15 protein-coding genes are annotated in these 14,916 nt (G+C 63.0%); all 15 read right to left on the bottom strand.

The features are described from left to right. Positions 1 to 4: 4 nt before the first annotated feature. A complete protein-coding gene (locus tag FVP60_RS00575) occupies positions 5 to 505 on the bottom strand; it encodes a PH-like domain-containing protein (protein WP_147824343.1) in 501 nt (166 codons plus the stop codon). Further along, on the bottom strand, positions 502 to 1,803 hold the full coding sequence (locus tag FVP60_RS00570) for a dihydroorotase (protein WP_147824342.1): 1,302 nt from the start codon (positions 1,801 to 1,803) through the stop codon (positions 502 to 504). The genes FVP60_RS00575 and FVP60_RS00570 overlap by 4 nt, the downstream gene beginning before the upstream one ends. Beyond that, positions 1,800 to 2,768, bottom strand: a complete 969-nt coding sequence (locus tag FVP60_RS00565) for an aspartate carbamoyltransferase catalytic subunit (protein ID WP_147824341.1) — start codon at positions 2,766 to 2,768, stop codon at positions 1,800 to 1,802. The genes FVP60_RS00570 and FVP60_RS00565 overlap by 4 nt, the downstream gene beginning before the upstream one ends. After that, a complete protein-coding gene (gene pyrR, locus FVP60_RS00560; RefSeq protein ID WP_147824340.1) occupies positions 2,765 to 3,295 on the bottom strand; it encodes a bifunctional pyr operon transcriptional regulator/uracil phosphoribosyltransferase PyrR in 531 nt (176 codons plus the stop codon). The genes FVP60_RS00565 and pyrR overlap by 4 nt, the downstream gene beginning before the upstream one ends. 117 nt (positions 3,296 to 3,412) lie before the next feature. Continuing rightward, positions 3,413 to 4,999, bottom strand: a complete 1,587-nt coding sequence (locus FVP60_RS00555; RefSeq protein WP_147824339.1) for a Rieske 2Fe-2S domain-containing protein — start codon at positions 4,997 to 4,999, stop codon at positions 3,413 to 3,415. Between the two features lie 125 nt (positions 5,000 to 5,124). Continuing rightward, positions 5,125 to 5,535: a transcription antitermination factor NusB gene (gene nusB / locus FVP60_RS00550; RefSeq protein WP_147824338.1), complete on the bottom strand. Its 411-nt coding sequence runs from the start codon at positions 5,533 to 5,535 to the stop codon at positions 5,125 to 5,127. 1 nt (position 5,536) lies between these two features. After that, positions 5,537 to 6,097 carry an elongation factor P gene (efp, locus tag FVP60_RS00545; RefSeq protein ID WP_147824337.1) on the bottom strand — a complete coding sequence of 187 codons (561 nt, stop codon included), beginning with the start codon at positions 6,095 to 6,097 and terminating at the stop codon, positions 5,537 to 5,539. 89 nt (positions 6,098 to 6,186) lie between these two features. Then, on the bottom strand, positions 6,187 to 6,633 hold the full coding sequence (aroQ, locus tag FVP60_RS00540; protein WP_147824336.1) for a type II 3-dehydroquinate dehydratase: 447 nt from the start codon (positions 6,631 to 6,633) through the stop codon (positions 6,187 to 6,189). Positions 6,634 to 6,655: 22 nt separating this feature from the next. Beyond that, positions 6,656 to 7,732: a 3-dehydroquinate synthase gene (aroB, locus tag FVP60_RS00535; RefSeq protein ID WP_147824335.1), complete on the bottom strand. Its 1,077-nt coding sequence runs from the start codon at positions 7,730 to 7,732 to the stop codon at positions 6,656 to 6,658. Further along, the gene (locus FVP60_RS00530) at positions 7,729 to 8,247 is read right to left on the bottom strand and encodes a shikimate kinase (protein ID WP_147824334.1); all 519 of its coding nucleotides are present in this window, start codon (positions 8,245 to 8,247) and stop codon (positions 7,729 to 7,731) included. The genes aroB and FVP60_RS00530 overlap by 4 nt, the downstream gene beginning before the upstream one ends. Then, entirely contained in the window at positions 8,244 to 9,455 is a 1,212-nt protein-coding gene (gene aroC, locus FVP60_RS00525; RefSeq protein WP_147824333.1) for a chorismate synthase, read from the bottom strand. Before aroC ends, FVP60_RS00530 begins: the two co-directional genes overlap by 4 nt. Before the next feature lie 4 nt (positions 9,456 to 9,459). Beyond that, positions 9,460 to 10,290, bottom strand: coding sequence for a shikimate dehydrogenase (locus FVP60_RS00520; protein WP_246132408.1), 831 nt, complete (start codon positions 10,288 to 10,290; stop codon positions 9,460 to 9,462). After that, a complete protein-coding gene (mltG, locus tag FVP60_RS00515) occupies positions 10,287 to 11,750 on the bottom strand; it encodes an endolytic transglycosylase MltG (protein WP_147824331.1) in 1,464 nt (487 codons plus the stop codon). The genes FVP60_RS00520 and mltG overlap by 4 nt, the downstream gene beginning before the upstream one ends. Further along, a complete protein-coding gene (ruvX, locus tag FVP60_RS00510; RefSeq protein WP_147824330.1) occupies positions 11,747 to 12,223 on the bottom strand; it encodes a Holliday junction resolvase RuvX in 477 nt (158 codons plus the stop codon). The genes mltG and ruvX overlap by 4 nt, the downstream gene beginning before the upstream one ends. Beyond that, positions 12,220 to 14,880 (bottom strand): alanine--tRNA ligase, encoded by a 2,661-nt coding sequence (gene alaS / locus FVP60_RS00505; RefSeq protein ID WP_147824329.1) that lies wholly within the window; start codon positions 14,878 to 14,880, stop codon positions 12,220 to 12,222. The genes ruvX and alaS overlap by 4 nt, the downstream gene beginning before the upstream one ends. Between the last annotated feature and the right edge of the window lie 36 nt (positions 14,881 to 14,916).

Genomic DNA, 14,916 nt, shown 5'->3' with positions numbered 1-14,916 from the left:
TGCGTCAGATTCCTGTTGCAGTGGTGTTCGGAAGCACGCGATCGAGCGCCTCCAAGAAAGAGGTGGGGTTGGACTCCTGCAGGCGCAGATAGGAGTCTGCGACGGTGGTGTCGTTGACCTGCCACGAGATAAAGACGAGGCCGTCCTTTTCGACCACCCGGTCGATGGTCCACGTCGCGCGGCCGGCACCGATGAGTGAGGCTTTTGCCAGACCGATGGTCGGGCTGCCAGGCATCACGAGGTTGATGCCTTCGGTGGTGACGGTAGCCGTCACCTTGGAGCGGAACGCGAGGTGCCTGATCGCGAGGCGGTTAAGCGGCTCATCGTGCTCGGTGGTCGCAACGTAGAGGCCGGAGAACGAGCCCACGACGTCGCCGCCGAGCTCACCAACCGGCGCCTGTAGCGCCGAGTCGCGCCGGGATCGTCGTCGCCAACCCCATGCCATGCCAGCCAAGATCAAGACGCCGACACCGATCGTGATGCCGATGGCAAGTTCGCGGGTCATGCGTTCACCTCCACCAACTCGCCGTCGGCGACCGTGAGGTATCCGCGATGAATGGTGAACCGAACCTGACCAGGCAGTTCGGTGCCGAGGTAGGGCGAGTTGACGCTTCGGCCGCGCAGGTCACCGACCTGGAACGTGCCTCGAACGGACGGGTCGTAGAGCGTGAGTTCTGCCGGCTCCCCTGTCGCGATCGGTGTTCCGTGACCGGCGAGGCTACCGATGCGCGCGGGTGCGCTTGACATCACGCGAGCAACGTCATCCCAGCCCAGCAGCCCGGTCTCCACCATCGCCGCGTGAACTACACGAAGGGCGCTTTCCAGCCCGACCATGCCGTTTGCTGCGGCGGACCACTCGCACGTCTTGTTCTCGGAGGGGTGCGGCGCATGATCCGTCGCGACGATGTCGATGGTTCCGTCTGCCAGGCCTTCGCGCACCGCGAGAACATCCTCGTGACGACGAAGTGGCGGATTCACCTTGTATCGAGCGTCATAGCCACGCACCAACTCGTCGGTGAGCAGGAGGTGATGCGGGGTGACTTCTGCCGTCACGTTGATGCCACGCTTCTTGGCCCAGCGAATGATGTCGACCGAGCCAGCGGTAGAGAGGTGGCACACGTGCAGGCGTGAACCAACGTGTTCGGCGAGGAGCACGTCACGCGCAATGATCGACTCTTCGGCAACCGCGGGCCAGCCGGTGAGCCCGAGCTCAGCCGAAACGGCACCCTCGTTCATCTGGGCACCTTCGGTGAGGCGCGGGTCTTGCGCGTGCTGCGCGATGACGCCGTTAAAGCTCTTCACATACTCGAGCGCGCGACGCATGATGAGCGGATCGAAAACGCAGAAACCGTCGTCACTGAAAACGCGAACGTTGGCGCGCGACGCGGCCATCGCGCCGAGCTCGGCAAGGCGCTCACCCTTTTGACCAACGGTGACCGCGCCAATCGGCTGTACCGTTGCGTACCCGGCGGCCTCGCCGAGAGCAAGCTCCTGCTCCACGACACCCGCGGTGTCAGCGACCGGCGAGGTGTTCGGCATGGCGAACACGGCGGTGAAACCACCGGCGGCCGCGGCACGCGTGCCGGTCAAGATCGTTTCAGACGCCTCGTAGCCCGGCTCACGCAAATGCGTGTGAAGATCAACAAGACCGCGAAGGGCAACCAGGCCGTCGGCGTCGATTCGCCGCGCGTCTTTGTCGCTCAGCGCCGTTCCAACTTCAACGATGCGGCCATCTGCAATCAGGATGTCGGCGGCCGCGCCGCCTTCGATCTGTGCTCCCGAGATGAGAATCCGTTCGCTCATCGGTCATCCTCTCGTTCCTCGTGGGTTCGTTCTCCGGCCAGCAGGAGATAAAGCACAGCCATGCGCACGGCAACGCCGTTCGCGACCTGTTCTAGCACCGTCGAGCGCGCAGAATCAGCAGCGGCGGAGGAAATTTCCAGTCCGCGGTTCATGGGGCCGGGGTGCATAACCATCGTACCCTCTGGCAGAGCGTTCAATCGTTCCGGATCCAGACCCCAGAGGCGGGAATACTCCCGCTCAGTGGGGAAATATGCCGCATTCATGCGTTCGGATTGGATTCGCAACATCATCAGCGCGTCGGGCGCGGCCGCGATCGCCGCATCCAGCGAGTACTCGACGGTGACCGGCCACGCACGCACGTCTTGCGGAACCAGGGTGGGCGGCGCGACAAGCGTGACGGCGGCGCCCAGCGTGCGCAGGAGCCATACGTTGGAGCGGGCAACCCGCGAGTGCAGAATGTCGCCGACAATCGTGACCTTGGCTCCCGAGAGGTCTTTGCCGCGGCTCGCCGCGCCGTGCAACCGCTTGCGGATCGTGAACGCGTCGAGCAGCGCTTGTGTCGGATGCTCGTGCGTTCCATCTCCGGCATTCACCACGCCGGCGCTGATCCAACCGCTCGTTGCCAACGTGCGCGGCGCGCCGGAGGCGCCGTGTCGAATCACGACAGCATCGGCGCCCATGGCTTGCAGGGTTTGTGCGGTGTCTTGCAGGCTTTCGCCCTTAGAAACGCTGGAACCTTTGGCCGCGAAGTTGATGACGTCGGCGGAGAGTCGCTTGGCTGCCGCCTCAAACGAGATTCGGGTGCGCGTGGAGTCTTCAAAGAAGAGGTTGACGACGGTCTTGCCGCGCAGGGTCGGAAGTTTCTTGATCTCGCGAGTCTGCGAGTCGACCATGTCTTCGGCCACGTCGAGAATGCGCAGCGCATCATCCTTGGCGAGAAACTGGGTGTCAAGCAGGTGCCTCATGATTCGATCGTCACCTCGTCAATGCCGTCGGTTTCAACCAGTCGCACACGCACGCGTTCCTCACGCGCGCTGGGAAGGTTCTTGCCGACAAAGTCGGGACGAATCGGCAGTTCGCGGTGCCCACGATCGATCAGCGTCGCGAGTCGCACGACCTGCGGACGCCCGACACTGCCGAGCGCGTCAAGCGCCGCGCGAATGGAACGACCGGAGAACAGCACGTCGTCGACAAGAACGACGGTCTTGGCATCAACGCCGCCGTCGGGGATGATCGTCGGCCCCGGGCTTCTCACCGGCTGGCGGGCGAGGTCATCACGAAACATCGTGACATCGAGGGATCCGGTGGGGATCTCTTCGCCCGAGATGGACGAAATCAGAGCACCAATTCGCTGGGCGAGATTCACGCCGCGGGTGGGGATTCCCAACAGAACGAGGGAATCCGTGCCCTTATTGGACTCGATGATTTCGTGTGCGATACGGGTCAAAGCCCGTGTGATATCGGCTTCCTGAAGCACAACACGCGTGCTCATTCCGCTCCCTTCTCCGCCTCTCTGGACGGTGTTAAAGGTTGCTGACTCTGTCAGTCTACCGCGCCCACATATGCGCAAAGGACCCACCAGGTGGTGAGTCCTTTGCGTACGATCGCGTTAGACGTTCGCGGGTGCGAGGGCGGCGTGGGAGACCTCGTCGCCCATCTTCTTCGCCCGAATCGGGTGGCCCTGCGTGGTGAGGCACTTGCCCGTGTTCAAGTCCCACTTCCAGTCATGCAGCGAGCACGTCAGAACGCCGTCTTCGTCGATCTTGCCGGTCTTGGTGAGGTCTGCGCGCAGGTGCGGGCAGCGGCGTTGTACGATCCAGTCGCCAACCTCGGCGTCTTCGGTCTGGTCGGTCTGCTCGGAGTACCAGTTCTCGGTGTACTCGATACGGTCACGCGAGAGGCATTTCATAAACGTGTAGATGAACTCGTTGAACTTGCCCTGACGCGTCGTTTCGAACTGCATCGACAAGAAGATGGAGTTTGACCAGTCGATTTCGCCATCGCGAATGTTGGTCGAGACGAGGTCAGCGGGAATGCGGAACCAGAACTCGCACTCCTCCCCCGCATACTCGCGGATCTTCGCCTTGGGAAAGTCCACCACCATGTCGAGCTCGCCAATGGTGTAGCGCACCGGGCCGCCGACGCCGTTACGCATGATGCGCGCGCGACGCATCAGTGGTTCCCACCATTCCTTCAAGGCCGCCATCATTTCGGCCGGCTCCAGCACCGCCGCACGCGAGGCGATCTCGTCGGCGATCTCCTGCTGGCGCGAGGCGCGCTGTTCGTCAAGGTAGGCCCACTTGTCGGCGAAGATGCGATCGATCTCCTCCTGTGAGAAAAACGTCTGCTCGACGGAGATGTCGGAACCATTGACCTCGACGACGGTGCCGGGGAAGAACACGTGCCCCTCGTACTGCGGGGCCTCCTGCTTCATCCGGTCGATGAATTCGACCTGGTCGGTGAAGATGCCCACCGACCCGTTGCGGCCGAGCCCGTTGTTGTCGATCAGATCGTCGCGGAGGAACATCGGCGGACCCGCCATCGGGAAGACGTGCGGGGCATCGACCTTCTCGATGTAGAACATCGCGCGCTTGTGCTGCGCTTCGCGCTTGAGGTGCGCGAAGTTCTGCTTTGCGTCGGCCGGCAGGTCGTAGACCATCGGCCACCAGATCGCGCCGGAGAACTGCGTGAAGTAGGCGTCGGGCTTGCCGAACGACATCAGCGCTTCCAGGTCGAGTGGGTGCGAGTCGTTCTGGTTCAGGATCGAGGCGGTGCCGTCATCGATGGACAGCGACGAGTCGCCGATGGGGCCGTCGGACGGCGCGCGCAGCGGCGTGATCATGAGTCGCAGCGGACCACGTTCGATGACTTCGCCAGCCTGCGTGTAGGTGATGTTGGTGAAGCCGAGCGCACGAATGTCTTGCTCAAGGTCGTCTGTCGGGTAGTCAGGCAGCAGCACCTCAATGTCTTTAGAGACGTAGGTCTGCAGCAGCCACGGGTCAAAGTGATCGCGGTGGCGGTGGCTGATGTAGAGGAAGTCAGCCTCGCGGCCGTACTTCTCCCAGTCGAGGCCGCGGTTGTCTGGGAAGGGGAACCAAGAACCGAAGAACGCGGGCTTTACCCACGGGTCAGCGAGGATGTTTCCGCCCGCCGTTTCAATGAACATTCCGGCATGGCCGAGCCCTGTGATCCGCATTTTCTACCTCCTGTGTGGAACGAATTGAGTCTACGCGTGCCGCCCAGCGATCACGCTGAATGCGGCCGTGACAAAACGCTGAGGCCCCGACGAGTGGTCGGGGCCTCAGCGTTGAAGCGTCGTGATTACGAAGAGCGTGCGATGCGTGCCAGCACGCCATGAACGAACGGACCTGCCTCGTCGGAGGAGAACTCCTTGGCAAGATCAACCGCTTCATCGATAGCGACGGCGGTCGGAATCTCCTCGTTGAAGAGAATCTCCCACACGCCGATACGCAAAAGTGCACGATCGACGACGGGCATGCGCTCAATCTTCCAGTCGCGGCTGTGCGTCGCGATCTGCTCATCAATTTCGCTCTGGTGGTCGATGACGCCGTCAACGATTTCGCGTGCGTACAGCCAGGAGGCAGCGCGTGCGGGCTCAGCCGCAGCGCGCGTCGCCTCGGCGGCAAGCGTTACGCCAATGTCGTCGCCGCGAACGTCGGCCGAATACAGAATGTCGAGCGCGCGTTTGCGCGCCTTCGTACGAGCGCCCAATTTACTTTTCGCGACCCAGGTACTCGCCCGTGCGAGTGTCAACCTTGATCTTGGTTCCGGTCTCCAGGAACAGCGGAACCTGAATCTCGTAGCCCGTCTCAACGGTTGCAGGCTTGGTGCCGGCAGATGTGCGGTCGCCCTGCAGACCGGGCTCGGTGTAGGTCACTTCGAGAATGACGGACGCCGGCAGGTCAAGGTACAGCGGGGTGCCATTGTTGAGCGCGATGGTGACCATCTGGTTTTCCAGCAGGAAGTTGGCGGCGTCGCCAACGGTCGCGGCCGGAACGGTGAGCTGGTCGTAGTCTGCGACGTCCATGAAGACGAAGCCATCGCCATCGTTGTAGAGGTACTGGAAGTCACGGCGATCGACGTTCTCGATCTCGATCTTGGCGCCAGCGTTGTAGGTGCGGTCAACGGTCTTGCCCGAAACGACGTTCTTCAGCTTCGTGCGAACAAACGCGCCACCCTTGCCAGGCTTCACGTGCTGGAACTCAATAACGCTCCAGAGCTGTCCGTCGATCGAAAGGACGACACCGTTTTTGATGTCTGCGGTCGATGCCATAAGGAATGTATGTCCGTTCGTGAGGTTGGTGGACGAATGCGTCCAGCCAAACAGTCTACGTGATTGTGCCTGAGCGCTGTTTGAGCGCGTCAGTGGGCGTTGATGTACTCGATGAGTTCGCGCGTCGCGCGTGCGTAGCCGTCGATACCCTCGCCCACCACATGCACGGCGGCAACGTCGGTGAGATAGGAGTGATGGCGGAACGACTCACGCTCGTAAACGTCAGAAATGTGCACCTCAGCGAAGGGCAGCGATACGCCGGTGAGTGCGTCGCGCAGCACGACGGAGGTGTGAGTCAGCCCACCCGGATTGATGACAATGCCGGCACACGTGGTGCGGGCGTCGTGAATCGCGTCAATCAGGACACCCTCGTGGTTGCTTTGGATCGCACGCACCGCGTAGCCAGCCTCAGCAGCAACCCGCTGCACGAGGGCTTCAACGTCGGCCAGCGTCGTGGTTCCGTAGACCTCCGGCTCGCGCACGCCCAGCAGGTTGAGGTTCGGCCCGTTGACGAGAAGGATTGTGGCGCTGCTCATGATCGGAGGCTACCAGCGCCGACTACTCGGCGATCTCTTGGTAGGCGGCAAATAGCAGCGACTCATCGGGCGCCTGCATGACAGCGGGCCGACCGATCTCGTCGAGCACAATGAAGCGCAGCATGCCGCCTCGCGACTTCTTGTCTCGTTGCATCGTGGCAAGCAGAGCGCTCCACGCGCCGCCGCGGTAGGTTGTCGGCAGCCCGAGCGACTCGAGAATCGAGCGGTGGCGGTCGACGGCCTCGTCACTGAGTCGGCCTGCCAGGCGCGAAAGCTCGGCAACGTACATCATGCCGATTGAGACGGCGGCGCCGTGACGCCACTTGTAGCGCTCCGAGTGTTCGATCGCGTGGCCCAGGGTGTGGCCGTAGTTCAGAAATTCGCGCTTGCCTGCCTCGCGAAAGTCTTCGCCGACAATGTCGGCCTTCATCTGAATCGCGAGCTCAATGCAGCGACGGAATTCTGCCGACGTGACATCGGTGGCCCGCGTGGGGTCGGCCTCAATCAGATCGAGAATCTCGGGGTAAGCGATAAAGCCCGCCTTGACCACCTCGGCGAAGCCCGCCGTCGCCTCATTTTGCGAGAGCGTGGTGAGGTAGTTGAGGTCGCAGATGACCGCGGTTGGCTCCCAAAACGCGCCAACCAGGTTCTTACCCTCGTTGGTGTTGAGCCCGGTCTTGCCGCCGACGGCAGCATCGACCATGCCCAGCACGGTGGTGGGAACCTGCACAACGGCGATGCCGCGCAGCCAGGTTGCCGCGACGAAGCCGGCGACGTCGGTGGTTGCGCCGCCGCCGAAACCTACGATCGCGTCGGAGCGGGTGAAGTCAGACTGGCCGAGAATCTGCCAGCAGAACGCGGCCACCTCGATGCGCTTTCCCTGCTCGGCGTCGGGAATCTCGGCGAGTAGCACCTCACGGTCGGCCGACAATTGTGCGCGCAACTTTTCGGCTTCGGCGCCCACGGTGGCGGTGTGCACGATGAGAACCTTCTTCGCGCCCGCGGGTAGCGCCTCACCCAGCTGGGAGATGACGCCATTGCCGACCGTGATGTCGTAGCCGGGCGTGCCCGCCACAGAGATCGTGGTGATCTCACTCATTGTTCTTCCTCCTGAACCCACTCGGCGATAGCCGATACAACATAAGCAATGTGGCCGCGCGACGTATCAAACGTCACATCGGCGAGCGACTCGTAAACCGGCCAGCGCTCCGCTCGAATGCGCTTCCACCTGATCATCGGATCTTCATCCACGCCGGACAGCAGTGGCCGCCCCTCGCCGTGGCCGATGCGTCCGGCGACAACCGCCTCAGAGACATCCAGCAACACGACACGGTGCTCGCGCAGCAGCTCGCGCGTGCTCTCGTTCAGCACCGCGCCGCCACCGAGGGCGACAACGCCGCCGTCTGCGACGGCTCGAGCCACGGCCTCGCGCTCCACCTCGCGAAAATAGGCCTCACCGTGCTGCGCAAAGATCTGCGGAATCGGGCCATGCTCGCGAGCAATCACGCTGTCGGTGTCTAAAAACGTGCGCGACAGCGTTTTGGCGAGCTTTCGACCGATGCTGGACTTACCAACACCCATCGGGCCGATCAGCACGACCGCGCGCGTCGTCATGCCAGCGACGCGTCGCTCGCGTCTGCCGTCTTCAGCGTCTCGGGAATGTGATCGAGGTAGCTGGCAATGTTGCGCCGCGTCTCCCCCAACGAATCGCCGCCAAACTTTTCCAGAATCACGTCGACGAGGGTAATCGCGACCATCGCCTCGGCGACGACGCCCGCCGCTGGGACGGCACTGATATCTGAGCGCTGGTGGTGCGCGGTTGCTTCTTCACCCGTTGCCACATCAATGGTTCGTAGCGCATGCGGAACCGTCGCGATCGGCTTCATGCCGGCGCGTACCCGCAACAGCGTGCCCGTCGACATGCCACCCTCGATACCGCCAGCGCGGTCCGACGAACGCGTGATGGTTCCATCCGACAGGTGAAGCTCGTCGTGCGCGGCAGAACCGCGTCGGCGCGTGGTCTCAAAACCATCACCGACCTCGACCGCCTTAATCGCCTGAATGCTCATCAGCGCTTGCGCAAGCTTCGCGTCAAGACGGCGGTCCCACTGCACGTGCGATCCGAGCCCGGGCGGCAGACCGTAGGCGAGTACCTCGACAATGCCGCCGACGGTGTCGCCAGACTTACGGGCGTCATCGACCTCGACAACCATGGCTTCGCTCGTGGCGGGGTCAAAGCATCGCAGCAGATCGGCGTCGAGCGCGGCGACATCGGCGGGGGTCGGCAGCGGCATGTCCTCTGGCACGCGAACCGGACCCATCGACAGCGTGTGGCTCACTAGGCCAATGCCCAGCTCGCTGAGAAAGGAGCGGGCGATGGCGCCAAGCGCGACGCGAGCCGCGGTTTCTCGGGCGCTTGCGCGTTCCAGAATCGGTCGCGCCTCGTCGAAATCGTACTTCTGCATGCCAACGAGATCAGCGTGCCCGGGGCGCGGGCGCGTGAGGGCGGCGCCACGACCGCGAGAAAGATCGGTCGCCTCAACAGGCTCGGCGCTCATCACTTCGCGCCACTTCGGCCATTCAGTGTTGCCAATGCGAATCGCAATGGGGCTGCCCAGGCTTGAGCCGTGACGCACGCCGCTGGAGATGGTGAGTTCGTCTTCTTCGAACTTCATGCGCGAGCCGCGGCCATAACCGAGCTTGCGACGCGCCAGGTCAGCGCGAATCGTGTCCATCGCGATGGGAACGCCCGCGGGCAGACCCTCCATGATGGCAATGAGCTCGGGGCCGTGAGATTCACCTGCGGTCAGAACACGAAGCATTGTTCTAGTCTCCCATGAGCGCGGCACGCATCGCCGCCACGATGACGTCTTCGTTCGGCAGCGGGGCGTGCACATCTTCGTTAACGAATACCCGCACCTGGAGCACCGCCTGATGCAGCAGCATGAGTTCGCCCGACGCTGCTTTCAGACCGGCGGAACCAAAAGCGTCGGCAAGTTGCGTTGGCCACGGCGCGTAGACGGCATCGAGCAACACTCCCCCCGTCTCGGCGATTCGCGCAGCGCTGACCTCTGACACCGTGGTTCCGCCCGGCAGCGTTGCAATCGTGGCGTCAACGGTACTGAACCGGGTGACGTCGTCGATCGCGATTGCCGTGGCCGTGATGCCGAGGCGCGCGGCGGCATCGAGCAACGGCATCGCCTTTTCGGGCGTGCGAGCGATAACTTCCACCCGCTCGGCCCCCGCCTCGGCAAGAGCCACCAGGGCGCTCGCCGCGGTTGCTCCGGCGCCGACAATACGTGCGCTGGTGAGGTTGGAAACGCCGTTTTCGCGCAGGGCGCCGAGAAACCCGCCGACATCGGTGTTGTATCCGCGCACGGCGCCCTTGCTCAGCAACAGCGTGTTGACGGCTCCGGTACGTTCTGCGCGCTCATCACACCAGGAGGCCGCAGCGTACGCAGACTCTTTCAGCGGCATGGTGAGCGAGAGTCCGCGATACGACGAATCAAGGCTCGCAAATTCGCTGGCAAATTGGTCGGCGCTCACTTGTCGGCGAGTGTATGACCAATCCAGCCCGAGCGCAGCGTACGCCGCCGTGTGAAGGCGCGGTGAGCGGCTGTGCTCGATGGGGTCTCCCCAGACCTGCAGCGAGGTCATGACGAATAGCATCCCGAGTCTGGGTGGTCTTCACACCACTGGTGCCAGAGCTTTTCAGCCTCCAGCTGTTGCGCATACGTCTCGGAGAAGATCGTTTCGCCCGTGTCGAGGTTAACGGTGACGAAGTAGAACCAGGGACCGGGCTCCGGGTGCATTGCGGCGTCGATGGCTTCATCACCGGCGTTTGCGATGGGGCCGGCGGGTAGTCCCGGGTGCAGGTATGTGTTGTACGGGTTGTCGTTGGCGCGATCTTCGTCGGTGGTGGCGACGACACCGTCATGGAGCTTGCCGACACCATACGCGACGGTGGAGTCCATCTGCAGCAGACCGTAGGTTTCGACGTTGTCGGGTCCCAGGCGGTTGTAAATGACCTGCGCCACCTTGCCCATGTCTCCGGCTCCCGCTTCACGCTGGATGATGGCAGCAACCGTGAGGATGCGCTGGCGGTCATCAACCGGCACACCCGCCTGATCAAGCGACTCGATAGTGCGGTTCACCATCGTGGCAATGACGTCCGTTGCCGTCGCGCTTTCATTGAAGTCGTACGTGGCGGGAAAGAGCCAGCCCTCAAGGCTGGCAGCCGGAATGCCATATGCTGCGGGGTCAGCCGCGGCGGCCTCCAGATCTTCGATCGGGATCTGAAGCGACTCGGAAATCGTCGGCAGAATCGTCTGCAGAGTCTCCCCTTCACGCAGCAGCACGGCGTTTGACACCTTGTTGTTGACGTCGCCCAGCACCGCGGCTGCCGCCGCCGCCGTCATCTTCTCCTGCAATTGGTAGGTGCCGGGGTAGAACGTCGGAGTCGGTGGGTTTTCACGCAGCCAGTCGTAGAAGATCTCGTCGGACTTCGTCACGCCCGCCTCAAAGAGGGCGTACGAAATCTGCAACCCGCCATCACCGGGGTGAATAGTGAACATCACTTCGCCCTCGGCCAGGCCCGCTTCGTAGTCTTTGGACTCGCCGGTGCCGAGGAATTCTTGGATCTTCTCGCCATAGGTGTTCCACACCCAAACGCCGCCGGCCGTCAGGCCACCGAGAATCGCCAGCACAACGACGAGCGCAACAATGCAGCCCGCCCGCTTCTTCTTCGGTCGAACAGCGTGAGCGTCATCGAAAATATCGGTCAACGTTTGCTCCGGGGTAACGTCGTCATTGGCGTTGGTGGGTACCGAACCGGTTCGCATCGCAAAGGAGGCGACATCAGACCGGCGCGGAAAAAGTTCGGCGGCTTCACGCGCGAGATCGACGTCGACCTCGGCGGGCGGAACCACGGTGCCGTCTGCGGGCGGAACCACGGTGTCGGCTGCGGGAGGAACCACGGCGGCCGCTGCGGGCGCGGCCTCGGTGGGGGTTGGCTGCGCTGTCTCGGCTGTTGCGGGCGAGTTCTGCTGGGCGGCGGCTTCACGCATCTCGCGGCGTGACAGCGGGCGCGGCTGATCGTCGTTGGTGGGAGTCGTCATGATGCAGGCTCCGATTCGGGGGAAATCAGAAACCCAGGGGCGGCTCCTGAACGCTTTTCGGTGTCGATGGCGTGCTGCAGAATCACCACGGCCGCGACCTGATCGACAATGTTACGGGAGTTTTTTTGGTTTCGGCCGGAGGCACGAAGCGCGGAGTGCGCGGTAACCGTGCTGAGCCGTTCATCGACCATGCGGACCGGCGCTGAGGTGCGGGAAGCGAGCGCTGTGGCGAAAGCCCGGGCGTCAGCCGTGGAGGGCGTCTCCTCGCCTCGCAGATTCATCGGCAACCCGATGACGAACTCCAACGTGCTGTAGTCGTCTGCGATGGCGAGAACCCGGCTGACCGCATTCTCATCGCGCACCACCGTCTCCACGGGGGTTGCCAGCAGGCCGTCGGGGTCGCATTTCGCGACCCCGACGCGCGCTTTACCCACATCGATACCGATGCGGGTGCCACGCCGAAATTCGCTCACGCGGCCCCTACGGCACGCGTGACAGCCTCAAGCGCCGCGGCAATGGCGTGAACGTCTGTTCCGCCGCCCTGTGCCATATCGGGCTTTCCGCCGCCACCGCCGCCGAGCACGCCGGAGGCAATCTTGACGAGCGCGCCCGCCTGAGCTCCGGCGTCGCGGGCAGTCTGAGTGGTTGCTACAACGATCACGGGGCGATCCCCCGCAACACCTGCGAGTGCAACAACAGCCTGCTGCGATGACAGTCGCTCGCGCACCTGCGTCACGAGCGCGCGCACATCGTCAGCCGAGCCCACGGTTCCGAGGTTTTCGGCAACAATCGTCCAGCCGTCGCGGGTCGTGGCGCTGTTCACGAGGTTCGGCACGCGGTCGGCAAGCGCGCGCGATTCAAACGCGGCAATCTTCTTTTCTGCCGATTTGAGGTTGGCGCTGAGCTCGGCGATGCGGGCAGCCAGCTGGTCACGCGGAGTCTTGAGAGACGCCGTCAGCTCGTGCACGAGGGCACGTTCTGCCGCAAGCTCCCGGAAGGCATCTTGACCGACCAGCGCCTCGATGCGGCGGTTTGAGGCGCCAACAGATGCCTCGCCGATCACGCTGACCAGACCGATTTCCGCCGACGATGACACGTGCGTGCCGGCGCACAACTCGCGCGACCACGGGCCGCCGATGTCGACCATGCGCACCGTGGAACCGTACTTCTCGCCAAAGAGCGCCATGGCGCCAGCAGCCTTGGCATCGTCCAGCGACATGATGCGGGTGGTGACCTCAAGGTTGTCTTGCACCGCGTTGTTGGTGATCTCTTCGATCTCGGTCTTCGTCTCGGCACTCAGCGCCTGGTTCCACGCGAAGTCGAAACGCATGTAACCAGCACGGTTGAGCGAGCCAGACTGCGTTGCCGTCTTGCCGAGTGTGTCGCGCAACGCGGCGTGCACCAGGTGGGTTGCGGAGTGTGCCTGCTGAGCGGCGCGACGATTTGCGGCGTCAACGACGGTCGTCGCGGGCGCGTCAATCGTGACTTCACCCGTTAGCACCTCAACCGTGTGGCTGATGAGCCCAGGAACCGGCTTTTGCACGTCAATGACGTCAAGCTCAAACCCGTCGCCAACAATCGTTCCCTTGTCGGCAACCTGGCCACCAGACTCGGCATACAGCGCGGTCTCGGCCAAAATCACTTCGGCAATCTCGCCGGCACGGGCAACCGTGACGGGCAACCCGTCAACGAGAATGCCGAGCACGCGAGACGAGGTCTCTAGGTCGGTGTAGCCGGTAAACGTGGTCTCACCGAGCGAGCGGAACTCCGAGTAAACGGTGAGATCGGCGATCTGACGCTTGCGCGACTTGGCGTCGGCCTTGGCACGCGTACGCTGCGCCAGCATGAGCTCGTCAAAAGCCGCACGGTCAACAGAAACGCCAGCCTCTTCTGCGATCTCCAGCGTCAGGTCAATCGGGAAGCCGTACGTGTCGTGAAGCAGGAAGGCCTCGGGGCCGGCCAGCGTCGTTGTGCCCGCCTTCTTGGCAACGTCAATCGCCTCATCCAGGATCGCGGAACCAGCGACCAGCGTGCGCAAGAAGGTTTCTTCTTCGCCGAGTGCGTAGCGCTCGATTCGTGCCCAGTCGGTGAGCAGAATCGGGTAGCTGTCTTTCATCGCGTCGCGTGAAGCGGTGAACAGCTCAAGGAAGGTGGGGCCGTCAACGCCGAGCAGGCGCATCGAGCGGATGGTGCGACGCATCAGGCGGCGAAGAATGTAGCCGCGACCCTCGTTGGAGGGCGTGACGCCGTCGCTCAGCAGCATCATGGCACTGCGCACGTGGTCAGCGATAACGCGGAATCGAACGTCGTCTTCGGCATTCTCGCCATACGCGCGACCCGACAGCTCAACAGCCTTGTCCAATACCGGGCGAACCTGGTCGATCTCGTACATGTTCTCGACGTTTTGCTTGATGAAGGCAACACGTTCCAGACCCATGCCGGTGTCGATGTTCTTGTTGGGCAACTCACCGACGATGTCGAAGTCAACTTTCGAGCGCACGTTGGCGATCAGATCCTGCATGAACACGAGGTTCCAGATCTCCAAGAAGCGGTTGTCGTCAACCGCCGGTCCGCCGTCTTGGCCGTAGGCCGGGCCGCGGTCGAAGTAGATTTCGGAGCAGGGGCCGGCGGGGCCGGGCTGGCCGGTGTGCCAATAGTTGTCTTCTGCACCCAGACGCTGAATTCGTTCAGCCGGGAGGCCTGCGACCTTCTGCCAGAGCTCTGCTGCCTCGTCGTCAGACTCGAAGACGGTGACCCAGAGGTCGTCGGGGCTGAATCCCAGACCGCCGTCGGCTTCTGAGGTCGTCAGTAGACCCCACGCCATGCGGATGGCGTCTTCTTTGAAGTAGTCGCCGAATGACCAGTTGCCGAGCATCTGGAAGAACGTACCGTGACGTGCGGTCTTGCCGACCTCTTCAATGTCGTTGGTGCGGATGCACTTTTGCACGTCGGCCGCGCGCAAGAAGGGCGCCGGAACCACTCCGGTGAGGTAGGGAATGAACGGAACCATGCCGGCGATCGTGAACAGAATCGACGGGTCATCGCTGACCAGCGATGCCGAAGGCACGATGGTGTGGTCGTTCTTCTTGAAGTAGTCCAGGTAACGCTGTGCGATTTCCGCGGTCTTCATAACGTGAGGAGTCGTTCCTTAGAGAGCTCGGGTGCT

Origin of the sequence: Microbacterium mitrae, from assembly GCF_008017445.1 — a bacterium.
Lineage (GTDB): Bacteria > Actinomycetota > Actinomycetes > Actinomycetales > Microbacteriaceae > Microbacterium > Microbacterium mitrae.
This window is presented reverse-complemented; position numbering and strand designations above follow the sequence as displayed.